The sequence below is a fragment of the Rhizobacter terrae genome (assembly GCF_003852895.1).
GTDB classification, from domain to species: domain Bacteria; phylum Pseudomonadota; class Gammaproteobacteria; order Burkholderiales; family Burkholderiaceae_C; genus Albitalea; species Albitalea terrae.
Genome location: NZ_QUSW01000012.1, coordinates 45,145 through 70,055 on the forward strand (window position 1 = coordinate 45,145; position 24,911 = coordinate 70,055).

The 24,911-nt window shown below is 67.9% G+C and carries 20 protein-coding genes; 12 read left to right on the top strand and 8 right to left on the bottom strand.

What is annotated here, in order from left to right; all coding sequences use genetic code 11:
* Positions 1–5: 5 nt before the first annotated feature.
* The 7 genes from DZC73_RS28895 to DZC73_RS28925 all read left to right on the top strand — a co-directional run bounded on the left by DZC73_RS28895 (position 6) and on the right by DZC73_RS28925 (position 9,074).
* Positions 6–884, top strand: coding sequence for a carbohydrate ABC transporter permease (locus DZC73_RS28895; protein ID WP_124543869.1), 879 nt, complete (start codon positions 6–8; stop codon positions 882–884).
* Between the two features lie 4 nt (positions 885–888).
* Positions 889–1,968, top strand: a complete 1,080-nt coding sequence (locus DZC73_RS28900) for an ABC transporter ATP-binding protein (protein WP_124543870.1) — start codon at positions 889–891, stop codon at positions 1,966–1,968.
* Between the two features lie 160 nt (positions 1,969–2,128).
* A complete protein-coding gene (locus tag DZC73_RS28905) occupies positions 2,129–3,277 on the top strand; it encodes a porin (RefSeq protein ID WP_161974799.1) in 1,149 nt (382 codons plus the stop codon).
* Between the two features lie 28 nt (positions 3,278–3,305).
* Positions 3,306–4,121 (top strand): NAD-dependent epimerase/dehydratase family protein, encoded by an 816-nt coding sequence (locus DZC73_RS28910; protein ID WP_124543872.1) that lies wholly within the window; start codon positions 3,306–3,308, stop codon positions 4,119–4,121.
* A 108-nt stretch (positions 4,122–4,229) separates the two neighbouring features.
* Positions 4,230–5,330: an alginate lyase family protein gene (locus DZC73_RS28915; protein WP_161974800.1), complete on the top strand. Its 1,101-nt coding sequence runs from the start codon at positions 4,230–4,232 to the stop codon at positions 5,328–5,330.
* Positions 5,331–5,340: 10 nt separating this feature from the next.
* Positions 5,341–6,330, top strand: coding sequence for a TRAP transporter substrate-binding protein (locus tag DZC73_RS28920; protein WP_198415038.1), 990 nt, complete (start codon positions 5,341–5,343; stop codon positions 6,328–6,330).
* A 29-nt stretch (positions 6,331–6,359) separates the two neighbouring features.
* Positions 6,360–9,074, top strand: coding sequence for a hypothetical protein (locus tag DZC73_RS28925; protein ID WP_124543874.1), 2,715 nt, complete (start codon positions 6,360–6,362; stop codon positions 9,072–9,074).
* Between the two features lie 32 nt (positions 9,075–9,106).
* Here DZC73_RS28925 and DZC73_RS28930 read toward each other — a convergent pair whose 3' ends face one another.
* Positions 9,107–11,821: a tetratricopeptide repeat protein gene (locus tag DZC73_RS28930; protein ID WP_124543875.1), complete on the bottom strand. Its 2,715-nt coding sequence runs from the start codon at positions 11,819–11,821 to the stop codon at positions 9,107–9,109.
* A 243-nt stretch (positions 11,822–12,064) separates the two neighbouring features.
* On the opposite strand from DZC73_RS28930, the gene DZC73_RS28935 reads away from it, so the two are divergent.
* Positions 12,065–13,486, top strand: coding sequence for a hypothetical protein (locus DZC73_RS28935; RefSeq protein ID WP_124543876.1), 1,422 nt, complete (start codon positions 12,065–12,067; stop codon positions 13,484–13,486).
* A 10-nt stretch (positions 13,487–13,496) separates the two neighbouring features.
* Complete coding sequence (locus DZC73_RS28940; RefSeq protein WP_124543877.1) at positions 13,497–13,979, top strand: hypothetical protein; 483 nt, start codon at positions 13,497–13,499, stop codon at positions 13,977–13,979.
* Positions 13,980–13,994: 15 nt separating this feature from the next.
* Here DZC73_RS28940 and DZC73_RS28945 read toward each other — a convergent pair whose 3' ends face one another.
* The 7 genes from DZC73_RS28945 to sctU form a co-directional block, all read right to left on the bottom strand.
* Positions 13,995–14,798, bottom strand: a complete 804-nt coding sequence (locus DZC73_RS28945; RefSeq protein ID WP_124543878.1) for a PA3715 family protein — start codon at positions 14,796–14,798, stop codon at positions 13,995–13,997.
* Positions 14,799–14,800: 2 nt separating this feature from the next.
* Complete coding sequence (locus DZC73_RS28950) at positions 14,801–15,490, bottom strand: GNAT family N-acetyltransferase (RefSeq protein WP_161974801.1); 690 nt, start codon at positions 15,488–15,490, stop codon at positions 14,801–14,803.
* 14 nt (positions 15,491–15,504) lie between these two features.
* Entirely contained in the window at positions 15,505–16,500 is a 996-nt protein-coding gene (locus DZC73_RS29925; RefSeq protein WP_124543880.1) for a TolB family protein, read from the bottom strand.
* A gap of 28 nt (positions 16,501–16,528) precedes the next feature.
* Entirely contained in the window at positions 16,529–17,251 is a 723-nt protein-coding gene (locus DZC73_RS28960) for a DUF6683 family protein (protein ID WP_124543881.1), read from the bottom strand.
* An 88-nt stretch (positions 17,252–17,339) separates the two neighbouring features.
* On the bottom strand, positions 17,340–17,948 hold the full coding sequence (locus DZC73_RS28965) for a hypothetical protein (protein WP_124543882.1): 609 nt from the start codon (positions 17,946–17,948) through the stop codon (positions 17,340–17,342).
* 246 nt (positions 17,949–18,194) lie between these two features.
* Positions 18,195–18,491 (bottom strand): FliO/MopB family protein, encoded by a 297-nt coding sequence (locus DZC73_RS28970; protein ID WP_124543883.1) that lies wholly within the window; start codon positions 18,489–18,491, stop codon positions 18,195–18,197.
* On the bottom strand, positions 18,488–19,672 hold the full coding sequence (gene sctU, locus DZC73_RS28975; RefSeq protein WP_124543884.1) for a type III secretion system export apparatus subunit SctU: 1,185 nt from the start codon (positions 19,670–19,672) through the stop codon (positions 18,488–18,490). Before sctU ends, DZC73_RS28970 begins: the two co-directional genes overlap by 4 nt.
* 381 nt (positions 19,673–20,053) lie before the next feature.
* Between sctU and DZC73_RS28980 the strand changes: the two genes are divergently transcribed.
* From DZC73_RS28980 to sctC, 3 genes are all read left to right on the top strand, one after another.
* Positions 20,054–20,917 carry a lytic transglycosylase domain-containing protein gene (locus DZC73_RS28980; RefSeq protein ID WP_161974802.1) on the top strand — a complete coding sequence of 288 codons (864 nt, stop codon included), beginning with the start codon at positions 20,054–20,056 and terminating at the stop codon, positions 20,915–20,917.
* Positions 20,918–21,024: 107 nt separating this feature from the next.
* Positions 21,025–23,004 carry an FHIPEP family type III secretion protein gene (locus tag DZC73_RS28985; protein WP_124543886.1) on the top strand — a complete coding sequence of 660 codons (1,980 nt, stop codon included), beginning with the start codon at positions 21,025–21,027 and terminating at the stop codon, positions 23,002–23,004.
* Positions 23,001–24,908 (top strand): type III secretion system outer membrane ring subunit SctC, encoded by a 1,908-nt coding sequence (gene sctC, locus DZC73_RS28990; RefSeq protein WP_124543887.1) that lies wholly within the window; start codon positions 23,001–23,003, stop codon positions 24,906–24,908. The genes DZC73_RS28985 and sctC overlap by 4 nt, the downstream gene beginning before the upstream one ends.
* The last annotated feature ends 3 nt before the right edge of the window (positions 24,909–24,911 follow it).

A 24,911-nucleotide genomic window follows, 5' to 3' on the forward strand; every position in this document is an offset into this window, starting at 1 on the left:
CCGTGATGAGCGCCCTGCCCTCGCACGATCACGGCCTGCAACGCGCACGCCTGCGGCGCCTCGGTGCGCTGGCGGCCCGTGGCCTGCTCTACGCGCTGGTGATCGTCGTCTTCGTCGGCCCGTTCTGGGGCATCGCGATGACCGCGTTCTCCGGCGCCACCGTCGCCCCCGGTCGCCTGCTGCTGTGGCCCGAGCAAGCCACGCTGGACAACTTCCGCTATGCCTGGGAACAGGCCAAGGTCTGGCGCTACCTGCTCAACTCCGCCATCGTCGTCGCTGCGGGCACCGTGCTGCAGGTGATGGTGAGCGCCCTCGCCGCCTATGCATTGGCCCGCAAGAAGTTCCGTGGCGCCGCCTGGGTGAGCCTGGCGCTGCTGTCCACCATGATGCTGCCCGAGGAGGTCATCGCCATTCCGCTGTACCTCGTGCTGGGCAAGCTGCCGCTCCTGGGCGTGAGCGTGCAGAACACGCGGCTCGGGATGATCCTGCCGGTGGTGGGCTGGGCCTTCTCCATCTTCCTGCTCACCGAGTTCATGCGCCGCATTCCGGTGGAGCTGGAGGAAGCCGCCCGCATGGACGGCGCGCGCGACTGGCAGGTGCTGGTCTACGTGATCCTGCCGCTGGTGCGCCCGGCGCTGGGCACGGCCGCGATCTTCGGCTTCATCATGATCTGGGACCAGTACCTGCTGCCCCTGCTCGTGACCAACCGCGAGTCGCTGTACACGCTGCCGGTGGCGCTCGCCACGGTGCGCGCCGACGAGACGATGAAGCCCGCGGTGTTCATCGCCATCACGCTGATCGCGATGCTGCCCAGCATCGTCGTCTACCTGCTGTTCCAGAAATCATTCAACCGCGGGCTGCTGGCCGGCGCGGTCAAGGGCTGAAGCCATGTCTGCCATCCACCTTCACAACGTCGCCAAGCGCTTCGGCAGCGCCGACGTCATCCGCAACGTGTCCATGGACATCGCCGACGGCGAGTTCTGCGTGCTCGTGGGCCCGAGCGGCTCGGGCAAGTCCACGCTGCTGCGCATGATCGCCGGCCTGGAAGCCGCAAGCGCCGGCCGCCTGAGCATCGGCGGACGTGACGTGACCGACCTGCCGCCCAAGGCACGCGACATCGCCATGGTCTTCCAGAGCTACGCGCTCTACCCGCAGATGACGGTGGCCGAGAACATGGGCTTCGGGCTCAAGCTGGCGGGCAAGCCCAAGGCGGAGGTCGAGCAGCGCGTGAACAGTGCGGCCGACATGCTGGGGCTCAGGCACCTGCTGCCGCGCAAGCCCGCGGCGCTCTCGGGCGGGCAGCGCCAGCGCGTGGCCATGGGCCGCGCCATGGTGCGCGAGCCTTCGGTGTTCCTCTTCGACGAACCGCTGTCGAACCTCGATGCCGCGCTGCGCGCCCAGGTGCGCGGCGAGATCCGCGACCTGCATCGCCGCCTGGCCACCACCTCGGTCTACGTCACGCACGACCAGGTCGAGGCCATGACCATGGGCGACCGCATCGTCGTGCTGCGCGATGGGCGCGTCGAACAGGCTGGCACGCCGGTGGAGCTGTACGAGCGGCCTGCCAACCGCTTCGTCGCAGGCTTCATCGGCTCGCCGGCGATGAACTTCTTCGACGCACCCGTGGTGCATGCGCCGGACATGCCGGTGGCCTCCGTCGGCGGCACCACGCTCAAGCTGCCCGCGAACTGCGATGCGCTCGCGCAAGTCACCCTGGGCCTTCGCCCCGAACACCTGGAGCCGGGTGATGCCGATCCGGCCACGCACCTGGGCTGGACTGCCGTCGTCGACTCGGTGGAATTCATCGGCGCGGAGACGCAACTGGTTCTGGACACGCCCGTCGGCCGCCTGTGCGCCACGCATCGCGGCGGCACGCCGGCCAAGCCGGGCGAGCGCATCGCCGTGCGCGCACCCAAGGACCGCGTGCACTGCTTCGACCCCGGCACAGGGGGCCGCATGACGCATTGACCACACGCCGGCCCGATGAAGGCCGGCTTTCACACACCTCGCACATCAGCGCCGGCTCATTCTGTTTTTGGGACCGGAGGGGCGAACTCATGCCTACGCGATGCCTGCGACGGTGCCACGGGGAACCGAGGGGATTCACGAGAGCACTGGAGAGACACACATGATCGGGACGACACGGGACACGACTTTCATCCGCAGCGCGATGGCCTGCGCACTGGCTGCGGCCGGCATGGCCGCGCATGCGCAGAGCAACGTCACCATCTACGGCATCATCGACAGCACCGTCGAGGCCGCGAGCGCCAAGGGCGCCACCGCCGCCGGCAAGGACGTGCCGCAGCTGTGGCGCGAGAACAGCAACAGCTCGCTCATCGGCTTCAAGGGCACGGAAGACCTGGGCGGCGGGATGAGCGCGATGTTCCAGATCGAGTACGGCCTGAACGTGGACCAGGGCACCGGCGGCGCGCCCAACCGCGACACCTTCGTGGGCCTGGCCGGCGGCTTCGGCAGCGTGAAGATGGGCTTCCTCACCTCGCCCATGCGCGGCCTGGGCGGCAAGCTCAACTGGATTCCGGGCAGCACGTCGATTGCCAACAACATCGGCATCTTCACCACGCTCAACGGTCAGGCGCTGGGACTGAACAGCCGCATCCCGAATGCGGTGATCTACAACTCGCCGAAGGTGAGCGGCTTTGAAGGCGCGCTGATGTACAGCTTCGCCGAGAGCAAGCCGGCGAAGAACGACTCTGCCTTCGGACTGGGCCTCACCATGGACCGTGACCCGTTCTGGGTGGGCTACGCCTACGAAGCCCGCAAGGACCGCGGCGTGCTCGCCGCCATGCCCAGCACCGACTGGGAACACCGGCTGGCCGTTCGCTACACCTGGGGCGACACGAAGTTCTCGCTGGGCTTTGACCGTCATGGCTCCGACGGCACCTACGGCACGGGTGCGGGTGCCGGCAATGGCACCACACAGCGTGATGCGTTCGGCCTGGCGGTGTCGCACACCGTGGGGCTGCATGAGTTCATCGGCCACGTCGTGCGGGCCAACAACCTCAAGTGCAGCGGCGCAGCCACCACCGGCCAGTGCGCGGCCGCCAATGTGAGCGAGACCAATGCCAGCCAATGGGCGCTGGTCTACCACTACTGGCTGAGCAAGCGCACGATGCTGCAGGCTTTCGCCACGCGCATCACCAACGCCCGCAACGCCAAGTACGACTTCGACGTGAACCCGGTCACGGCCGACTACGCCACCCGGCCGGCCGGCGCCGACCCGACGGGCGTGGGCTTCGGCATCCGCCACGCGTTCTGACCTTGCCTTGCACACCACCGCTTCCGACATGTCTTCATCGCCCCTGTTCCACCGACTCTTGCTGACCGGCGCGCAAGGCCGCCTGGGCGGCGTGCTGCGCCCGAGGCTGCGCGACTGGGCCACGGTGCTGCGCGTGTCCGACCGCGTGCCGCTCTCGCCCGCGGTGCACGAGGGCGAGGAAGACCTGCCCTGCGACCTGGCCGACCGCGCCGCGGTGCTGGCGCTGATGGAGGGCGTGGATGCGGTGGTGCACATGGGCGGCATCTCGCGCGAAGACCGCTTCGATGCCATCTTGCAGTCGAACATCGTGGGCGTCTTCAACCTCTACGAGGCCGCCCGCAAGCACGGTGTGCGGCGCGTGGTGTTCGCAAGCTCCAACCACGTGACGGGCTTCTACCGCCAGGACGAGACCATCCGGCCCGACGCGGCGCGCCGGCCGGATGGCCTGTACGGCGTCAGCAAGTGCTTCGGCGAAGACCTGTCCCGCTACTACTTCGACCGGTTCGGCATCGAGACGGTGTGCCTGCGCATCGGCGCCTCCTTTCCCGAGGTGCGCGACCGGCGCATGCTGGCCACCTACCTGAGCCATGACGACCTGACGCAGCTGGTGCGCTGCGCGCTGACGGCGCCCAGGGTGGGCCACTGCGTGATCTACGGCGTGTCCGGCAACAAGCACGTGTGGTGGGACAACCGCCAGGCGGCGCACCTGGGTTTCGTGGCGAAGGACAGCTCCGAACCCATGCGCGCCACACTCGAGGCGAACACGCCCGAGCCCGATCCCCAGGACCCGGCGGCCATCTACCAAGGTGGCGGCTTCGTGGTCATGGGCCCTTTCGACGATTGATACGAACCGCAGGATGCATCCACCATGCGCCACTGCCGATTGCTTGTGCGATTGCTTGTGTTCAGCCTGTCCCTGGGCCTGGCCGCCTGTTCGACGCCAGGGCAAGGCATGACAGCCGCGCCTGAACCTGTGCTTGAAGTGCCCACGGCGCAGACGCTGGTCGCCGCGAAGGTGAAGGACCCGAACGCGTCGTTCTTCGACGTGGCGGCACGCCGCCGGCAACTGGCCGGCGACTTGCCGCCCAGGGTGCGGGCGTCGCTGCCGCCGCGTACGGGCTGCTCCACCACGGCCGCCCCCACGCCGCCCACGGGTGCCATGGAGATCCCCCGCCGATATCTCGCGCCGCCTCCAGGCCGCGGACCGCTGAACCCCGAGCAGGCCAAACGCGCCGGGCCCTACTGGCAGCTGGAAGACTTCGTGGCCGAGGCGTCCACGCGCTATGGTGCCTATGGCGACCCGGCCGTCGCAAGCTGCCTGCTCGCAACGCTGGATGCCTGGGCCCGTGCCGAGACGCTGCTCAACTACGACCCGAAGGCCTGGTCGCAGTCCTGGTTCACGGTCGAGTGGACGACCACGAGCGCAGCACTGGCGGTGTCCATCATCCGCGCCGAGCCATCGCTGGACCAGGACTCGCTCCAGCGCGTCACCGCCTGGCTGGACCGGGTCGCCCGCAAGCAGCTTTCTCACACCGCCGTCATGGGCGGCTCGCAGAACAACCACGCGTACTGGCGCGGGCTGATGGCCACGTCCACCGCCATCGTGGCTGCCGATGACGAGCTCTTCCGGCAAGGCCTCGCGCTCTTCGCCACGGGCATCGAGCACATCGCCGAAGACGGCAGCTTCCCGCTGGAAATGCAGCGCGGCGAACTCGCCGTGCACTACCAGAACTTCGCGATCATGCCGCTCATGGCCACGGCGGAGCTGGCGCGGCGTCAAGGCATCGACCTCTACCGCTACAGCGCCAACGGCCGCACGCTGCAGAACGCAGCGGGCTTCCTGCTCTCCGCGCTCGATGACCCGGCCGTCGTCCGCAAGCACCAGTCGATGGCGCAGGACGAGGTCCCGCCCGAAGACCTCTCATGGATGGAATGGGCCGCGCTGCGATGGCACGACCCGCGCCTCGCCAGGCACCTCACGCACCCGATGTTCCACCGGCGCCTGGGCGGCGGGATCACGGCACTCGTCGCCGGCACCACACCCTCTCACTGAGGAGGTTCACATGGCCAAGACATGGCGCTTCGCCGCGAAGCGCGGGGCCGCTGCATGGGCGGCGCTGCTGTGCAGCGGCATGGCGGTCGCGCAGACCGTCGAGCTCAAGACCTGGAACATCCACCCGCCCGGCTACCCGGTGACGCAGGCGCTGGAGTTCTTCGCCGACGCCATCGCGTCCGGCACGGGCAACCGCTACACCGTCAAGCTGCATTCCAACGGCGTGCTCGGCGACCAGCCCAAGGCCGTGCAGATGATGAAGCGCGGCGAGATCGACCTGGCGGAGTTCAGCCTCTCGCCCTTGTCTGAAGCCGCGCCCGGCGCGAAGGTGCTGACCCTGCCCTTCCTCTTTCGCGATGCCGGCCACATGTACCGCCAGCTCGACGGCAAGCTCGGCGAACGCTTCTCGCAGACCCTGCGCCGCGCCGGCTACGTGGTGCTCGGCTGGTACGACGGCGGCGCGCGGCACTTCTACTGCGCCAACCACCGGGTGCGCGGGGCGTCCGACTTCTCGGGCCTGAAGGTGCGCGTGCAGCAGTCGGAGACCGCCATCCACATGGTCAAGCTGCTGGGAGCGACGCCGGTGGTCATGCCCTACCGCGAGGTGCTCGACGGGCTCAAGACGGGCGCCATCGACTGCGCCGAGAACAACCTGCCGGCCTACGAATCCACCGGCCACATGTCGGTGGCGAAATTCGTGTTCCTGTCCAGCCACACCGTGACGCCCGAGGCGCTGGTGATGTCGGCCAAGGCCTGGGACGCACTGGGTGAGGCGGACCGCCAGGTCTTCCTCGACGCCGGCCGCCGCTCGGCCGAACGCATGCGGGAGCTGTGGAAGACGCGCACCGAACAGGCGCGCCAGGCCGCAGGCAAGCAAGGGACCCAGTTCTTCGCCATGGAGGACTACGGGCCGATCGTGAATCGAATGAAGCCCCTGTACGAGGGCTACTTCAAGGACCCGGTGACGCGCCAGGAGATGCTTTCCATCCTGGCGGACTGAGTCCTTCGTCCACTCATGAGGAGAACCGCTTGAAACTCAACCACCTCACCGCCTCGACATCCGGCCGCGTCGCCGGATGGATGGCGCTGCTGCTGCTGATGGCCTTCGCGCTGTCGGCCCATGCGCTCGACCTGAGCGCCGCCAACCGCCGCGCGCCCCTTCCCGGCCTCTACGACTGGCGGCACGCCGGCTACAACGAAGGCGCCGACCTGCCCACCGATGCCAACGTCACCGCCACCATCTACGCGGTGAACTTCGGCGTCACCGCCAACGACGGGACCGACGACACCACGGCCTTGCAGGCGGCCATCGACTCCGGCTCCGGCACGGGCTTCAACGGCCTGCGCAAGCTGGTGCTGCCGGCGGGCACCATCAACATCTCGCGCTCCATCGCCGTGCGATCGAGCTACCTGTGGATCGTTGGCGCCGGCAGCGATCCGGCCACCGGCACGAAGATCGTCTTCAAGCCCGATGCCAACACGCGCTACGACATCCTCACCGCCGACAGCAGCCAGCCCGACATGAGCGCCATGGCCTCGGGCTCGGGCCAGATGGGCTGGGTGTGGCCGGGCCGCGGCCTGTTCAAGGTGCAGGTGACTGACGTGCACGATGCCTACGCGAGCGAATACGCCGCGGCGCCCGCCAACCGCCGCGACATCTTCGAAGGCAGCGTGAACTTCCACTGGAAGGCCGGCGTCAAGGTGAGGCAGACGGCGCCCTATGCCGCGCTCAAGGGCGCGACCATCATCCCGCTGGACAGCAGCGCCGACATGTCGCACTTCAGCGTGGGCGGCTACGTGCAGATCGGCGCCGCGAACACGAGGAAGATGTTCACCGACGAGATGGGCGCGGACTGCGTGGCCAGCCCGGACGAGTGCACCAACGGCTTCATGAAGTCGCAGGTGTTCAAGCTGAGCGCGGTGGACGCCGCCGGCAAGACCATCACCCTCGACAAGCCGCTGGAGTTCGACCTCAACCGCGACAGCGTGGCGGACGGCTCGGCCCAGATGCCCGCGTCGGCCGGCGGCTCGCCCGCGCTCTACTACAGCAAGGCCGTGCCGCTGAAGATGGTGCGCGGCGTGGGCTTCTCGAACTTCTACACCGAGCTGCCGCTGACCGGCCTGCCCAGGCTGGGCGGCGGCACGCACACCGCCACCGCGGCGGACGCCATCCACAACTACGGCAACATCGCGCCCGAGTACGCGATGCACGGCATCATCTTCAAGTGGGCGGCGGATTCCTTCGTGCGCAACGTGAAGCTCTCGATGACCGGATCGCATCCCATCGTCACCGAGTTCGCCAAGAACATCCAGGTGCAGGACAACCAGGTCGACGGCGCCTGGAACAAGGGCAAGGGCGGCAACGGCTACCTGCGCGGGAGCAAGGTGTGGGACAGCCTCTACACCGGCAACACCCTGCGCAACGTGCGGCACTTCACCTTCCAGTGGGGCGCGTCGGGCAACGTCGCGATTGCCAACGACTTCGACTGCGACATGAACCTGCACGGCGGCTGGGAGCGCAACAACCTGTTCGAGCTGAACACGGTCAAGGTGCCCTTCAACCATTCGTCGGGCAGCTGCACCGCGAACTGTGGCGGCGAAGGCGGCGGCACCGACGCGGGCACCTGGTACCCCATCTACTGGTCCACCGGCGGGAAGGCCCACTGGGCCGGCGCCACGGGGCCGAAGAACATCTTCTACAACAACCTGATGAAGAAGGAGAAGGACGCCAACGGTGATCACGTCGGCGACGGCTTCGGCGGCACCGACTCCGACTTCCTGCCCTACTACAGCAGCGACGGATCGAAGCAGCACACCATCTTCCAGCTCGGCACCGACAGTGCGAACGAGGCGAACTACAAGCACCTGGAGACCTCGCCCGGCGTGAAGCTGGCGGACTGGGGCGGCAGCGAGACGCTGGACTGGGCGGTGAGCCCGCGCAATGGCGTGAACAGCAGTCGCACGGATGGGGCGAGTGCGTCGCTGTTTCTGGTGAACGCCGGGGCACCCTGCACGGTGCCGGGCACGCCGGCCGGTTTGGTGGCGACACCCGGCAATGCGCAGGTCAACACCAGCTGGAATGCTGTGAGCGGCGCGGCGAGCTACACACTGAGCTGGAAAGCTGACGCGGCTTCGGCCTGGACGGCGGCCGGCGGCATCACCAGCACCAGTTCGTCGCGCACGGGCCTGGCCAACGGCACGCTGTACGACTTCAAGGTGGCCGCAGTGAACAGCTGCGGCACGAGTGCCGATTCGACGGTGGTGAAGGCAACACCCGCAGGCAGCGGTGGGGGCGGAGGTTCCTTCGAGGTCAAGGCCGAACTGAACCGCGACGACAGCAAGCAGACGAAGTACAACGTGAGCGTGAAGAACACCGGCACGGCGGCGGCGACGGGCTTGTCGGCCCGCATCTACGTGGACGTGTCGGAACTGCTCGCCGCCAACCATGCGGCTTCGTCCGTGGTCTGCGATGTCCGCTCGGGCACGAGCAGTTCATTCACCTGCAGCGCGCTCAAGCCCTACAGCGGCAACGTGTACTACGCCGAAATGAACTTCGGCAGCTACAACCTTGCGGCGGGCGCAACGCTGAACCACAACGTCACGCTGCGCCTGTCGGACTGGGCGCTGATCTGGAACAGCGGTAACGACTATTCGCGGACTGGGCTGAACACGAGTTCGGCGGTGGTGACCACGCGGATTCCGGTGTACCAGGGCGGGACGCTGGCATCGGGCACCAACCCCTGATCCCGCCACAACCCGGGAGTCGCCCTGGTCACTCAGCCCTTGAGCTGCCGCCCCAGCAGGTCCGGCAGCTCCAAGCCCTCCTTGCGCGCCTCGTCGAGCACGCGCTGGGCCAGGGCGCGGTCACTGATGGCCAGGGCGTAGTGGTAGCGCCTGATCACCGTTTCCGGCTGCAGCGGCTCGACGGCCATGTGCAGCTGGATGAGCGCGTCATGTGTCGGATCCTGCTTCACGCGCGCGGCCAGGGTCTGCGCGTAGGCAGGATCCGCATATCGGAAGAGCAGCCACGCCCAGGGGCTGGAGCGGCTCGGGAAGCGGCGATCACGGTCGCGCAGGAGGGTCATCACCTCGACGATGTCCGGATCGGCCTGCACCAGGCGGCGGAACTCGGGATCTTCGTCGTGGTGAAGGATCATCAGCGTCGACGCCTCGATGAGGCGCCCGTACTTGGCCAGGCTCGCCGCGAACGCCGGGTTGGCCTTGGCCAGTCGCAATGCGGCCCGGTTTTCCAGTGATTCCGTGAGCATCGACAAGGTGCCGGCACTCGGGCTGAGTGCGCGCGCCTTGTGCGCCACCTTCACGGCACCATCGGCGTCGAAAGGCTGGCCCAGGCGTGCCAGTGCCGACTGTCCATCCACCCACTGGCCCGCCGCCACGGCCCACGAGGCCGGGCTGCGCTGAAGTGCGCTCTGGCCCATCAAGGCAGCAGCCTGCCGGACCTGGACCTGGGTCTCCTCGACATTCTTCTTCAGTTCCGAACCATCGGTCAGTTTGCGCAGGCGCTCCTTGCCGTCGGCCATGTCCACCTTGGCCGCCGTTGCGCGCGTCGCGATGGATTTCATCGCCCCGACATCGTCCACGATGGCGGCGATGGATCCGGAGAACGCGTAGGCGCGCGGGTTGCGCGGGGCAAGCAGTGCAGCCTTCTCGCTGTAGGCCAGGCCCTTCTTCACGGCCTCGTTCTCCCGGATGGTGCGGCGCACGCGATCGAGCGAAGCCTCGTCGTCGTACAGGAAGGTGACCAGGTGGAAGTTGGCCGGCATGTGCAGCAATGGGAGGTCGATGCGTTCACCGAGGATGGCCGCTGCCGCTGCGGAGCCCACCGCGCCCACGTTGTTCAGCAAGAGGATGCTGTCCATGGGCATCAGTGCCAGGGCTTGGTCGAGCTGGGCCAGTCCGGCATCCCGATGCTTGGGATCGCCCTCCATCGAATACAGCGCCAGGTGAACCAGCGCCGAACTGTTGAGCTGCGTGGAGCTTTCCGGCATCTTGGCGAACTCCTCGGCCGCCAACTCGTAGTCGCGCTTGGCCGCGGCACGCTGGCCCTTTTGCTCGGCAATCTGTGCACGCACCGTGTGGATGGATGCGCGAATGCGGGCCTGCGAACGGTCCGAGCGCTCCAGCCAGGCCAGTTCGTCCTGTGCATCGGTATTCATCACCGAGCGGAGGTGAGCGGCGGTCCAGCGAAGGTCATTGTCCGTGGCCTTGGCATGCGCTTCCTCGCTCAGCGCTCGCGCCTCCTGAACGGCGCCGATGGAGCGCAGCAGCACGGACACGTCGATCAACATTCCGGGCTCCCGCTTGTGCGAGGCCAGCAATTCGTCGAACAGCTTCTTGCCATCGGCCTGCTTGCCCAACCAGTAGTAGACCTGGCCCAGGTAGAGCCGGTACTTGTCCGTGTTGCCCACCACTCCGCGGATGGACAGGAACACTTTCTCCGCGGCCTGGAACTGCGCGTTGCGCGCCGCAGTGTCGCTCAAGGTCTGCGCACGCTGGACAGTCACGATGCCCAGGTCCAATGCCACGGGCACGATGGCGGCCGACTGGCGCAACCCCTGCACCAAGGCCTTCAGCGCACCGCTGGCATTCATCTGCTCGTCGATGAAACCCGACACCATCTCGCGCTTGCCGGCTTCGTCGGCCGCGTCGTAGCGCTTGTAGAACTCGGCCGGCGCCTTGTCACGGCGCAGCATCTCGATGGAGGACTTCTCGATGCCCGAGACCATGGCCTCGTAGTCGGCCTGCTGCTTCACGAAGACTTTCAGCTTCTCCTCGGTGTACGGCTGAAGCAGCGCATAGCTGTCGTCCAGCCGCCCCTTGGCTGCATAGATCTGGCCGAGGATGCGGGCGCCCTCGCCTTTTCCGAGCACGGCAGCGTGCGGTGCCAGCAGCACCTCACAGCGCGCGCAATCGCGGCGCTGGTCCAGCAGTTCAGCGTATTCAATGGCCGCCGCTGCATTGCGCGGATCCGCCGCCACGATGCGCTCCAGCAGCGGCAGCGTCGCCGTTGCGAGCTTGGCCTTGTCGGTCTCCACCACCTTGATGGCATCGAGGACGGCCTTGGCGCCGGCCGGGTCCTTGTCGGCATGCGCGGCCACCAGTGCCCAGCCGAGACCGGCCACGTCCTTGCCCGACATGGGCGCGTGTCCGGCTGCGCGTGCGCGCAGGCCATGCTGCAGCACCTGCGCCGCGTCGGCCGCGGGCAAGGCCTGCAAGGTGGCGAGGTCCAGCAGTCCTTTCAGGCCGACGGCACCCTGCGACGCCGCTTCGGTCCCCGATTGCGCCACACCCGCGAACAGCGCGGCCGACTGCACGACATGCCCTTCGGCCCTGGCCTGTGCCGCTTGCTTCAGCTGGCGTGCGGCCACCTGGCCGGGCGACTGGTAGTACTGCCAGCCGCCGAATCCCACAACCGCCGCGGCAATGGCTGCCCCAGCGATGAGCTTCGCTCTCCCGACGTTTCCCGACATTTCATGATCCTGTTATTTGATGTGCCGGGGTCCCTCCCAGGCGGGGCGAAGCATAAGGCAGCACGTCAGGCCAGCGCACCCCGGTCGACCCGGCTACAGGCGCATCCTCGGGCAAAAGTCACGCCCGGAATCGGGTACACCCTAGCTCGGGCGCGTCCGATCTGGGCGTCGTCGAACGCGGTGGATATGGTCTGGAGGTCCGAGCCTTGAGCTCGCCCTTCATGCCGTCCCACGGAGTCCACCATGCCCCTGACCGTCGACCAGGCCGCCCAGAAGATCCACAACCTCGTGCAAGACGATGGCTTCTGGGGCACATCACGCAACGACCACATGCACGAGGTGCGCGACCTGCTCAAGCAGTATTCGCCGGCCGACGCCAACGCCATCATCTCCAAGCTCAGCGAAGGCGACCTCCACGGGCTGGCCGATGACGTCAACTCCGGCGGCATCTTCGGCGCACAGGGCCTGTCGGGCGACGAGAAGCGCGACATGTTCAACGACCTCGCCAAGGAACTGGACGGTACGCAGCTCGGACGCCTGGCCAATGCCTTCAGCGACCGCGGTGACGTGCTCGCGCTCAGCGACTCGGTGGCCACCTTCGGCTCCGGCCAGGCCAAGGTCGACTACGTCAAGGCCATTGCGGCGCACTCCACCGACCGCGAGGCCAAGATCGACACCGGCTTCGGCTACTCCAGCACCACCTTCGGCGACAAGGAAGCCATTGGCATCGGCAAGGTGCTGGCCAGCCTGAAGAACGACCCGGCCTCCTTCAATGCCGCCGTCACCGCGCTCAGTCCCGAGCAACTCGCATCAGTGGTGAAGGCCGGCGAAGGCGAGCGCATGACCAGCTACTCCGGCGGCATGGGCGTGTCGCAGCCTCAGACGACCTTCGACCCCGCAGGACTGCGCGGCATCCTCGACGCGGCCGCCAACAGCAGCCACCCGGTCGTGAAGGCGCGGGTCTTCACCGCGGCCACCACCGCCCTGAGCGACATCCGCGGTTCCGACACGCTGCTCACGCCCAACCCGAGCGCGGGCGACGCTGCCAAGGTCGTGGCCGAGGGGCTGACCAAGGTGATGGACTCGGACACCCGAGGCATCGTCAACGAGCTGAACAATCGCGATGCCAGCGGCAAGGCGCTCACGACCTACCTGCAGGAAGTGATCAAGGAAGACCCCAACTCCACCAACCCCGCCATCGGCCGCCAGATCGCGGCGCTGCAAGGCGCGGGCACCGGCATGAGCGCCGCCCAGTACATCAACACGCCGGAGAAGACGGCCAACGGCGACAGCTTCTACCGCAACGCGCAGAACCTGGGCTACTACTCCGGCGCGGTGCAGGCGGGCATCAACAAGATGAACGCCGACGACAAGACCAAGGGCGACATCCTGAGCAACGTGTTCAGCACGGCGATCACGGTGGGCACCACGGCCATCACCAAGATGCCGACCTCCGGCAAGATCGCTTCGGGCATCTTCAATGGCCTGACCAAGGAGGCCCTGCGCGAGATCGTGGCCGACGTGAGCGCGGGCCGCAAGTCGCTGCGCGATGCGCTGAGCGAGATGGCGCTGCCCAAGGACCCCGGCGCCACCAACCGCTACCGCGGACCGGCGGATCCGTTCTTCCAGGGGGCCGCCAACACGGTGGTGCTGGCCAACCAGTGATACTCGGTGCATGCGATGCACGACCGATGAGCTGCCTTCGTTTTCGCGCCGACGCCTGCTGGGCATGGCAGGCCTGGCCTTGACCACCCTGCCCGGCTGTTCCGACCGCGGCCCGGCCTCGCCTGAGCTGGCGCCGCCGCAAGCGGCGCCCATTGGTGCGCGCGGCGTGTTCGACCTCGCCCTGTCGGATGCAGAAGTCGCCATCGCCGACAGCGTCGGCCGCGATCACGGCAAGCTCGACGTCATGCGGCATCGGCTGTCACCGTCAATGAGCTGGCAGTCGTTGTGCGAGTTCTATGCGCAGCGGCTGGGCGACGGCTGGAAGGTGCTGACGACCTACCCGGAGAACCATGCCGCCTTCCTGCTGCGCGCATGGGAGCATCCATCGCTGCTGGGCGGCGGGCCGGTGCTGGTGGCGGCGTGGTTCAAGGAAACGGCCGTCGATGCCGAGGGCCGCCTGTTCCGCCCGCTGCTGGTGGCCGCCTCGCGTTGAGAGGAGCCGCACGCCTCAGGGCGTGTCGCTGCGCCACCTCAGGATGTCATCCACCAGCGCTTCGTTCGGATACCTCGTTCCGTCGTATCGCAGCCTCACCTTGAGCGGCTTGCGCCTGGCCTTGTGCCCCTCAGGGACGCGCGACGTCCCGGTGATGACGAGGTCCTTGAAGCCATTCGTGGTGCCGGCACCGACGGCGATGCTGAAACCCGCCTGCTCGATCTCATCGTCCTCCGTCTCGACCGGGCTGCACGCCGGGTTGCTGCCCTTGACAAACCACCAGTGCGACAGCCACACCTCTTCGAGCACGGGGCGGATGTGTTCTTTCTCCACGACGTACAAGGAACGCGTCGGCCCAAGGCCGCCTTCGGCGCAGCGAGGGCCAGGCGTGCCGCTGGCAATGTCCAGGCCGAACGCTCGCACCCCCGGCGAGAGCTCATAGCGCGCCGTGTCGATGCGCAGGCTGCCGCCATAGATCGACACCACCGCATCCTCGCCGATGCTGCCGCGATGGCTGGCCACCACCAGGCCATCGCCAACACGAATCACCGCGAGGAAGAGCGACTTGCGCGACTCCTCGCCCTGGTCGTAGGCCACCGCGGCGATCAGCAGTTGGCTGTCCATCGGCCAGGCCTTGCATGCGCTGGACACGACGATGCCTTCATCGTCCCGGGGCTTGAAGTGGTCCAGCTCCAGCACACGGCCGATGCGTTCGATGACCGACGGTGGGCATGCCTGGTCGCGCTCGGCCGCCCAGGCAGCGTCGACGCACAGCATGCACCCCGTCGCCAGCACGCTGACGAACAGCGAGGTCTTCATGTTCAAAGTATGGTGCTGCTTGACTGACTCGTGGTGGACTTTTCGAGGCTCGCGCGCATGCGCTGCCGGCGCGGCGTGGCCCTGGCGCGCATCCACAGGTCCCGATCGATGACGAACCAGCTCGCCGCCGCGCCGCTGCATGGGCGGTCGCCGTCGTGCCGGAACCCCAGCGTGCGCAGCACATGCCGCACCGAGCGGTGCTGCGGATGGCAGATGCCCCACACACGCGGCAGGCCCAGTTCCAGGAAGGCCTTGTCCAGCAGGCGCTCGCCGCCGTCGTGCACCAGCCCGCTGCCCCACACCTCGGGAATCAGCCTGCAGCCGATCTCCACCTCCTGCGGCATGTCCGTGACGCGCATGAGGTTGAACCAGCCCACGAAGCACGGCACGGGCCTGGAAAACAAGGCCAGCGCCTCATCGCTCAGCGAAGCCTGCACCTCCGGGTTCGCCAGGTCTTCGTCCGACAAGGCGGCCACCCAGCGCTCGGCGCACCAGATGCCCAGGCCCGGATGGGTTCGGTAGTAGGCCTGCATGCGCTCGATGAAGGCATGCGCGACGCGGGCATCGTCCAGCGGGAAGTCATCCACCAGCAAGGCCCGCACGCGGGCATCGGCATGCATGGCGGTGATGGCCTCGCGGTCGCGGTGCTCGAACTCGCGAAGGCTCAGCCGTGGCGTGTCCTGCTCTGCCATCAGCCCGGGCCGCGTCAGCTCGCCGTCCAGTACACCGGCCCGCAGCTGCGCGCCGGCACCGATCCCTGCTTCATCACCGCGGCCGTGCTGGTCACGTCCTGGTTCGCCGTGGTGGCGGACAGCGGCACGATGTCGGGCTCGGGCGAACCCGACCCGAGCGGCGGGCAATCGCCACGCACCACCGTGACCTTGGTGCCGTCCGGGCTCCATGCGGGCCACGCCTGGCCGGCATGCACCTGCGACAACTGCGTGAGGCTGGACCCATCCACGTTGATGCGCCACAGCGCCCCGCCCTGGATGAAGGCGATGGCCGATCCATCCGGCGACACCGCCGGCTGCGATGGCGCGTTGCCGGCACTGCCCAGGCCGATCGCGCCGATGCGCACCGGCGTGGACGGCGCCGCGAGCGGGATGCTGAACAAGCCGTCGTCGCCAGCGGCCACGATGGCACTCGCGCCCAGCCACACCGGGTCATGCAGGCCGCTGGCGTGCATCAGCACGTTGGCGCTCGCGTCGACGGCGTAGATGTGGTCGGTGTCCGGCGTGCCCAGCCCATTGTTCTCGATCGTGTGCAAGGCGAAGCGCGTGCCGTCCGACGATGGCTGGACGGGGCCGGACACACGCAATCCGGCGGAGCTGATGACGGGCAGCGACTTCACGAACTGGAAGGTGCCGGCGGTGTACTGCCACAGGTTGACGGTGTACTCGTTGGGTGCAGCGGTCGTGTGGGTCACCACCGTCACGTCGGTGAAGAGGCCGCCACCGTAGCCGAGCTGGTCGTTGCTGTCGGTGGCCAGGGCCTTCTTGCTTTCCACGCCGGCCGACACGTCCAGGCGCGATGCGGATCCGGCCTGCGTGTAGAACATGGCGCCGCTGCCACCAGGCCCCGGCGGCGGCGGTGTGGGAGTCGGCGTGGGCGCCGAGCTGCTGCCGCCTCCGCCGCATCCGGCCACGATGGCCAACGCCAGCACTGCGCCGGCGGCTTGAATGTATCCAGACTTCTTCGACATCACATCCATCCCTGGTCGTCTTGCAGGTTCAGTTCAACGACAGACCCTTTGCCGTCACCTGCACCCGCTCGGCATCGGTCTTGAGAAACTGTTCGAGGTTGCCCTTGGCGATCTGCCGCATGTTGGCGGCCACCGCGTCATTGGGCTTTTGCTTGAGCGCCATCTGCACCGTGGCCAGGAAGAGGCCTCGGATGACCATCTGGTCGTACATGTCGCGCTTCTCGGCCGCGGAGGCCCGCAGGAACTCCGGGTTCGACGCGATGATCTGGCGCATCTGCGACACCAGCGCCGGGAAGTTCTCGTCGGGGAAGTCGGAGTTGCGGTAGGCCATCCACGAGCCCGCGACGAAGGCCGCCACGGCGCCCGCCAGGTCGTTGGCGGGAATGTTGAAGCGCTGCTCGATCTTGCGGTAGCCATCCAGCAATTCGCGGAAGGCGCGCTCGGTCTCGGCTCGCTTGTCGGGCGGATAGTTGGCCGCCAGTTGCGCCGGCACGTTGGACGCGCTGCGCGTGGGCACCACGGTGGGCGACAGGCCCGCGCTGGTCGTCAGCGCCGCCGCCTTGCCCTGCGTGGCCACGGCCTTCTCGGGCTGCCCGATGTGCTTGCGCCACTCGGACATGTACACGTTGGAGTTGTTGTTCCAGGTGCCCACGCTCATCATGGGCACGTAGTCGATGTAGGCGCGGGCCGGCCCCGCCATCGCCAATGCTGCGCCGGCGGCGAGCGCCAGGCGTCGGAACGTGGACTTCATCTGTGCATCTCCCAATGGAAAAAGGAAGGCAGGAGACCATCTCCTGCCTTCCGGTGACCCGCTTGCGCGGGCCGAGCGCGAAGCGCCCTTATTGCTTGCGAGCCGCGGTGCTCAGCGCTTCGCCGATGGTCTTGATGGCCTGGTCGGCGGAGTTCATCATGAAGCTCAGGCGCTGCGAAGCGGTCTGCAGCTCGGTCATGGTGCTGGGCTTGTCCTTGGCGTTCTGGTCGGTGATTTCCGACGACAGCTGCTGCACCTTGGCGGCTTGCGCATCCAGCGCCTTGCCCAGGGCCTCGGCCAGGGCTTCCAGCCAGCTGCCGGAACCCTTCTTCTTCGTGCTCTTGATGTTCTGCACCGCGTTGTCGACGATGCTCTTGGACAGGTCGTTCTTGAAGTCGTCCACCGCGCTGCCGGCGGTCTCCTTCAGGTGGCTGTCCACAGCCGGGTCGCTTTGCTTGGTGAGCTGGCCCACCACCGAGTCCACCACCTGGCCGATGAGGCTGGTGAGGAACTTGGGCATGCCGAACTCCTGGGCCAGCGTGGTCGCGGCCATCTTGACGGCCTCGCCGATCGCGGTCGTGAGCAGGTTGCTCAGGCCGCCGGCCAGGGCCAGGGGCGGGAAGGCGATGGACGCGACACTCAAGAGCGCGCCGAAGATGTTGCCGCCGCCAAAAACGCTGTTCAATGCACCAGACATGGGGTCTCTCCTGGAACGTGGGTTGATTCATCGTGCCGCCTGCGCCGCGTTGTTCGTTTTGGCGTCGGCTGACGGGATGAATTGAAGGCGATGCCTCACGTTCGGAATAGCTGGTGCGTGCCATAGCTAGGGTGCGCCAGAGGTCGTTGTGCTTGTCCCTTGAAGACGCGCGAGTGTGCCTTCCGGCTGACAAGCCGATCACGGTCTGCGTGTATCCAATGGTGTCGCCATGCAGGCGCAATGAGGTCATTCGACCTCGTTGCCGTGCGGGTCGATCTCATGGGAGTCGACCGTGCTGATGCCGCCTGCCGTCACGCCCAGCAGGTAGTCGCGCCCACGGTAGCGCACGGTCACCAGGCGCTCGCGCGGCCCGAGCCCCACGCTGCCGACAATGCGCGGCAAGTGACCTTCGTCACCGCCTGGCGTGCGCCGCAGCTGCATGCGCTTGAGCAGCTTCAGCGACACCCAGGCGAGCGCGAGCACCGCGATCAGGGCGACGACCGTGGAGATGAGGTTGGCCACAAGGCCGGGGCCATCGTTCATGCATGTCCTTGCTGGTGGTGGGGGTCCAACGCTGCGGATGGCGCGAGGTCGTAGCGCGTCAGGTCCTCGCCGGGCGGGGCGCGCCTTGCGGTCGCCGGCCCGGCCCCGGCCTCGCGGGCCATCTCCTCGCGGACGTCCTTGGCCCAGAGGATGACCTGCGCGATCACGTCGAAGAGGTCCTGCGGGATCACCTCGCCCGGCTCGCCGCGCGCGAGCAGGTCGCGGGCGAGCGCAATGTTGCGCACGATGGGCACGCCCGCCTCCTCCGCCGCCTCGCGCATGGCGCGCGCGACGTGGTCCTCGCCCTTGGCCGCGATGGTGGGCACCGGGCAGTTCTCGCGGTCGTAGTCGATGGCGATGGCCACGTGCGTGGGGTTGACGATCAAGGCATTCGCCCCACGCGCCGCCTGCTGCGCATTGCGCTGCGACCACTCCTCGTGGGCCTGGCGCCGGTGCTGCTTGATGTGCGGATCGCCCTCGCTGTCCTTGAGCTCCTGGCGGATGTCGCGCCGGCTCATGCGCATCTTCTTCGTGAAGCTGAAGCGCTGGTACGCGAGGTCGAGGATGGACAGCAGCGCGAACACGGCCACCGCCCAGGTGAGCACGGGCCTGGCCGCCGCCCAGATCGCGCTGCCCACCGATTCCGGCCGGTCAGCGAAAGGCAAGTGCACGAGCTGCGGCAGGAGCGACGACACCGCCAGCCAGCCGATGCCCAGCAGCGTCACCGTCTTCGCCGCGGCCTTCACCAGCTCCACCAGGTTGTCCATGGAAAACATGCGCTTCACGCCCTCCACCGGGTTCATGTTCTCGAGCTTGGGCTTGAAGCGCTCCACCGAGAACACCGGCCCCGCCTGCAGGTACTCGGCGACGATGCCCACCGCCGCCACTGGCAGCAGCAAGGCCGCGGTGAGCGCAAGCAACGCATGCAATGCGCTTTGCCCGATCGCCGGCGCGGCCAGGGCGAAGGGGTCGCGGATGGCCATGAGCATCGCATCGATCAAGGTGGTGAGCTGCGTGGCGGCGTACACGCTCGCGAGCATGGCCAGCACCAGCCACACGAGCAGCTCCACCGTGCTCGTGACGTCCTTGCTCTTGGCCACCTGGCCCTTCTTGCGAGCGTCCTGAAGCTTCTTCGGCGTGGGCTTTTCGGTCTTGTCCCCGCCGTCGTTCTTGTCGGCCATGGGGCCTCCCCTGCACTGCGTGGTCGTGAAGCCAATGGTCTTCCCGACCGCATGACGGGCCGATGACCTGCTCCGAACGGCTGCCATCGTCGAAGGTTTCCCCTCCGCATTTGAAACTGCATGCAACCTAGGGGGTCGGGATGCCACGTGCGCGCGTTTTTATATTGGAGTTCCTTTGGAATCCATTTACCAGCTGTCACAGGATCGCCATGACTTGTCACGAAAGGCCTTTGGGATCGCCCCAACACTGCGCTCCATCGACCCTGCACTGCAATGCACAAAAGACGGGCGAACGACGGGTCGGAAATGGGAGTGGTGACGATGAACGGAGCCTTCAGGCGCCCCCTCGCACAAGGGGTGCGTCGTCGAATCGGCCGCGCCTTGCGTGCACACAATGCACCCTGGCAATGGGCCCTCATCCTGCTGGTTTGCGGCATCGCAGGGCCAGTGTGGGCGGACACCGGCGAGTGCGATGCAGCGATCGCGAAGCTGCCGGTGGCGCAGCGCAGCAAGTTCAGCCTCGCGGCATCGGCTTGCCACGATTTCGCACGGGCGAACGCTGTTCGCACGAACGCACCGCAAGCGGACGCGGTGGTGATGTCCGATCGGGCAGGCGCAGCCCGCCGGCCGGCGGTTCCGGAGCCGGTTTCACGCGAGCTGCAACTTTTCGACACAGACCGCACGCCTGCCACCGGCGGTGATGCGAGCCCCGCGCCGGTGTCGCGCGTGGTGCTGCCGCCGCTGGCTGCAATCTCGCTGCCGACATCAACGGCAACGCGCCGCAACGGCAGCGCCGGCGCACGGGCCATCGCGCTCTCGCCCGACATCGACGAGGTCGCGCGGCGGCACGACATCGACCCCTTGCTGCTTCACGCCATCGCGCACGTCGAGTCGCGCCACAACACCGCGGCCCGCTCGCACGCCGGCGCACAGGGCGTGATGCAGGTGATGCCCGCCACCGCGCAACGCTTCGGTGTCGACGGCACGCGGGCCTTGTACGAGCCGCGGACCAACCTGGAGGTCAGCGCCGCCTACCTCAAGTCGCTGCAGGAGCGTTTCGGCAACAACTTGACGCTGGTGCTGGCGGCCTACAACGCCGGAGAAGGCGCGGTCGAAAAGCACGGGCGACAGGTACCGCCCTATGCCGAGACGCGCAGCTACGTGCGGCAGGTGCTCGACGCCTACCGAACGTTGAGTTCGATCGCCCACCGCTCGACGACGAGCGCGCGGCGGGCGGACTTGTGACGCTCCCCAGAGCGCCTCACCCGTCCTCACCGCCGCCAGCCCGGCAAACGCCAGACCGGCGCGGGCTTCCTGTTGCCGACAACGACTGAGTTCCGACGCACACGACCATGAGCAGCTTGCCCACCGCGACCCGAACCGATCCGCTCGCCAGCGCCTGGCGCGGGCGAGGCTACAGCGACATCCTGCTCGTGGGCGGCGTGGTCGCCATCCTCGCGATGATGGTGCTCACGCTGTCGCCGCTCATCATCGACGCGATGGTGGCAGTGAACATCGCGGTGGGCGTGGTCCTGCTGCTGGTGGCGCTGTACATCGGCTCGCCGCTGGAGTTCTCGGTGTTCCCGAGCGTGCTGCTCATCACGACGCTGTTCAGGCTCTCGGTGGCCATCGCCACCACCAAGCTCATCCTGCTGCACGGCAATGCGGGGCACATCATCGACACCTTCGGCCGCCTGGTGGCCGGCGGCAACCTGGTGGTCGGGCTGGTGGTGTTCCTCATCATCACGGTGGTGCAGTTCATCGTGATCGCCAAGGGTGCGGAGCGGGTGGCCGAGGTGGCGGCGCGCTTCTCGCTCGACGCGATGCCGGGCAAGCAGCTGTCCATCGACTCCGACCTGCGCTCGGGCCTCATCGACAAGGATGAAGCCCGGCGCAAGCGCCGCCAGCTCGAACTCGAAAGCAAGCTGCACGGCAGCCTCGACGGCGCCATGAAGTTCGTGAAGGGCGATGCGATCGCGGGCATCGTCATCATCGTCATCAACCTGCTGGGCGGGCTGGGCATCGGCGTGCTGCAGCAGGGCATGGACCTGTCGCACGCGATGCTGAAGTACTCGGTGCTGACCATCGGCGACGGCATGGTGTCGCAGATCCCCGCGCTGCTGGCCGCGATGTCGGCTGGCCTCATCGTCACCCGCACCACCGACGAAGAGACCGACCGCCACCTGGGCGAAGCCATCACGCGGCAGATCTCCGCCAAGCCGCGCGTGCTGCTGGTGGCAGGCGGCCTGTGCCTGATGCTCGCGCTGGTGCCGGGCTTCCCGGGCGCGGTCTTCGCCGTGCTGGGCCTGGCCTTCGCCATCAGCGGCGCGCTGCTGATGCCGGCGGTGAAGGCACGCTGGCAGCGGCTGTCGCGCCCGGCGCGCGAGACCGTGCTGCGCCGCAAGGACCCGCCGCCGGCCACGCTGTCCACTGCCTTGCCTGCCGCACGGCCGACGGTGCCGCTGCTGCTCGAAGTGCCCGCGGCGCTCATGCACGGCGACACGCCGCACCAGCTCGTGCAGTCGCTGGAAACCACGCTGGACCACATCAACCTCACGCTGGGCCTGCCGCTGCCGCGCATCACCTTGCACGGCGCCCATGCCGCAAGCGAAGCCGACGCCGCGTGGCGGCTGCTGGCCTACGAGGTGCCCATCGCCCGCGGCCCCTTGCCAGAGGGCGACGTGCCGCAGGCGCTGGCCCATGCCGCGCTGCAGGCGCTGCGCCGGCACACCGCCCTCTTCCTCGGCACGCAGGAGGCGAGCGCCCTGCTCAACCGCGCGTCCAGCGAGATCCCCGACGTGGTCAAGGAAGTGCTGCGCGCCTTGCCGCTGCAGCGCGTGGCCGAGATCCTGCGCCGCCTGGTCGAGGAGGAAGTCGCCATCCGCAACACCCGCGACATCCTCGAAGCGATTGCCGATGCGGCGCAGCGCGAGAAGGACGTCTACGCGCTGACCGAGCTGGCGCGCATCGCGCTCAAGCGGCAGCTGAGCCACCGCGTCGCGCCGCAAGGCCGGCTCACTGCGGTGCTGCTCGCGCCCGAACTGGAGGAACTGCTGCGCCAGGCCGTGCGCGTCACCAACGGCGTGCAGCAGCTCGCCCTGGACCCGCAACAGGCCATGGACGCGATGCAGGCCCTGAACACCGCCGTGCGCGCGCATGCGCCCGGTGCCGTCGTCACCGCGGTGGACATCCGCCGCCACGTGCGCAAGTTGATCGAAACCGAGTGCTTCGACACGCCCGTGCTGAGCTTCCACGAACTGGTGCCCACGCTCCAGCTCGACGTGGCCGCTCGCGTGGGCCTGCCCGGAGCGCCATTGCTGGAGGCTGCATGATTTCAAGAGTCGGGGCGGCGTGGCCGCTGGGGGCATGGTTGCATGGCTGGCGGGCGTTCGCCGCGGCGTTGTTGCTGTGCATGGCACTGCCCGCGCAGGCCATGCCCATTCCTTTCGCGGACCGCACCGTGCAGCTCACGGCCCGGGAGCAACCCATCGCCGGGTTCCTGCAGGACCTGTTCGGCCTGGTGGACGTGCCGGTCAACGTGAGCCCGTCCGTCAAGGGCGCGGTCAACGGCAACTTCAGCGGCCCGGCCGAACGCGTGTGGCGCAACGTGTCGCGCGCCTTCAACCTCGTGGAGTACTACGACGGCGTGGTGCTGCACATCTACGCGCCCAGCGACATGGCCACGCGCACGCTGCCCATCGCGCCCAGCCTGTCGGCCAAGGTGCAGCGCACCGTCAACGAGATGCGGCTGCCGGATTCACGCAACACCGTGCGCGTGACCCGCGAAGGCACGCTGGTGGCCAGCGGCACGCGGCGCTTCATCGAGCAGGTAGAAGAGATCACCCGCGCGCAGATGGTGGGCGACAAGGTCGCGCCGCCCAGCGGCTTCAAGGTGTTCTACCTGCGCTACGCCTGGGCGCAGGACGTGTCCATCAACTTCGGCGGCCGCTCGGTGGTGCTGCCGGGCGTGGCCAGCATCGTGCGGGCGATGATGACCAGCAACTCGCGCAGCCAGGTGGCGGTGGCGTCCTTCGAGGCACCGTCGCGCAACACGGTGCCGGGGCTGCGCGGGCAACGCACCGGCCGCGCCAACGGCACACTGGGCGGACCGGACGCGGACACCAACGCACCCTCCGCGCCCACGCTGGCCGCGGCGTATGCCAGCGGCGCCCTGCCCGGCATGGTGGGCGCGGCCAACGCCTCCGGCACCGGAACGCCCGTGCTCTCGCCGTCGACCATGGCCATGGTGCTGCCTTCCAGCGAGGCCCAGCAGGTGCGCGTCGAAGCCGATGCGCGGTTGAACGCCGTCATCGTGCGCGACATGCCCGAGCGGCTGTCGCAGTACGAGCAGCTCATCGCCGCGCTGGACGTGGAGCCGCAGGCGCTGGAGATCGAAGCGACCATCATCGACGTCAACACCGACAAGATGCGCGAGCTGGGCATCAACTGGCGCTACACCAAGGGCCGCGGCTCGCTGCTGTTCGGCCGTGGCGACAACTCCGACCTGCTGCTCACGCCCACCACGCCGCCGGGGGACATCACGCCCATCGGCAAGGGCGGCTTCATCTCGGCCGTGCTGGGCAACGCGAACCAGTTCATCGCACGCATCAACGCGCTGCAGGAGCAGGGCGCGGCCAAGGTCGTGTCCAGCCCGCAGGTGCTCACGCTGTCCAACGTGGAAGCGGTGTTCGACAACAGCAGCACCTTCTTCGTGCGCGTGGCCGGCCGCGACGACGTGGACCTGTTCAACGTGTCGGCCGGCACCACGCTGCGGGTGACGCCGCACGTGTTCAAGGACCGCGGCGACGTGCGCATCAAGATGCTCGTGGCCATCGAGGACGGGTCGCTGTCCACCCGCACGGTGGACACGCTGCCGGTGGTGGACCGCTCGTCCATCAACACCCAGGCCCTGATCTTCGAGGGCGAGAGCCTGCTGGTGGGCGGCATCACCCGCGAGAGCAGCAACGACGAGGCCACCAAGGTGCCGGTGCTGGGCGACGTGCCGGTGATCGGCGCCCTCTTCCGCAGCACCAGCAAGAGCAACTCGCGGGTGGAGCGGATGTTCCTCATCTCGCCGCGGCTGTCCAGCGGGCGGCGCGTGGCGGTCGAGCCTGCGGGCTCGCGGCCTGCACCGCCGGCCTCCGCGCCAGGCAACTCGACGCCCGCGCCGGCTCCCGTTGCGCCTGCTCCGGTGTCCAACCGCGGCAACCGTTTCGACGACCCTTTCAGAGGCTAGCGC

Coding starts and splice junctions, on each gene's coding strand:
- DZC73_RS28895 (WP_124543869.1), top strand. CDS start 6: ATGAGCGCCCTGCCCTCGCACGATCACGGCCTGCAACGCGCACGCCTG.
- DZC73_RS28900 (WP_124543870.1), top strand. CDS start 889: ATGTCTGCCATCCACCTTCACAACGTCGCCAAGCGCTTCGGCAGCGCC.
- DZC73_RS28905 (WP_161974799.1), top strand. CDS start 2,129: ATGATCGGGACGACACGGGACACGACTTTCATCCGCAGCGCGATGGCC.
- DZC73_RS28910 (WP_124543872.1), top strand. CDS start 3,306: ATGTCTTCATCGCCCCTGTTCCACCGACTCTTGCTGACCGGCGCGCAA.
- DZC73_RS28915 (WP_161974800.1), top strand. CDS start 4,230: ATGACAGCCGCGCCTGAACCTGTGCTTGAAGTGCCCACGGCGCAGACG.
- DZC73_RS28920 (WP_198415038.1), top strand. CDS start 5,341: ATGGCCAAGACATGGCGCTTCGCCGCGAAGCGCGGGGCCGCTGCATGG.
- DZC73_RS28930 (WP_124543875.1), bottom strand. CDS start 11,821: ATGTCGGGAAACGTCGGGAGAGCGAAGCTCATCGCTGGGGCAGCCATT.
- DZC73_RS28935 (WP_124543876.1), top strand. CDS start 12,065: ATGCCCCTGACCGTCGACCAGGCCGCCCAGAAGATCCACAACCTCGTG.
- DZC73_RS28940 (WP_124543877.1), top strand. CDS start 13,497: ATGCGATGCACGACCGATGAGCTGCCTTCGTTTTCGCGCCGACGCCTG.
- DZC73_RS28945 (WP_124543878.1), bottom strand. CDS start 14,798: ATGAAGACCTCGCTGTTCGTCAGCGTGCTGGCGACGGGGTGCATGCTG.
- DZC73_RS28950 (WP_161974801.1), bottom strand. CDS start 15,490: ATGGCAGAGCAGGACACGCCACGGCTGAGCCTTCGCGAGTTCGAGCAC.
- DZC73_RS29925 (WP_124543880.1), bottom strand. CDS start 16,500: ATGTCGAAGAAGTCTGGATACATTCAAGCCGCCGGCGCAGTGCTGGCG.
- DZC73_RS28960 (WP_124543881.1), bottom strand. CDS start 17,251: ATGAAGTCCACGTTCCGACGCCTGGCGCTCGCCGCCGGCGCAGCATTG.
- DZC73_RS28965 (WP_124543882.1), bottom strand. CDS start 17,948: ATGTCTGGTGCATTGAACAGCGTTTTTGGCGGCGGCAACATCTTCGGC.
- DZC73_RS28970 (WP_124543883.1), bottom strand. CDS start 18,491: ATGAACGATGGCCCCGGCCTTGTGGCCAACCTCATCTCCACGGTCGTC.
- sctU (WP_124543884.1), bottom strand. CDS start 19,672: ATGGCCGACAAGAACGACGGCGGGGACAAGACCGAAAAGCCCACGCCG.
- DZC73_RS28985 (WP_124543886.1), top strand. CDS start 21,025: ATGAGCAGCTTGCCCACCGCGACCCGAACCGATCCGCTCGCCAGCGCC.
- sctC (WP_124543887.1), top strand. CDS start 23,001: ATGATTTCAAGAGTCGGGGCGGCGTGGCCGCTGGGGGCATGGTTGCAT.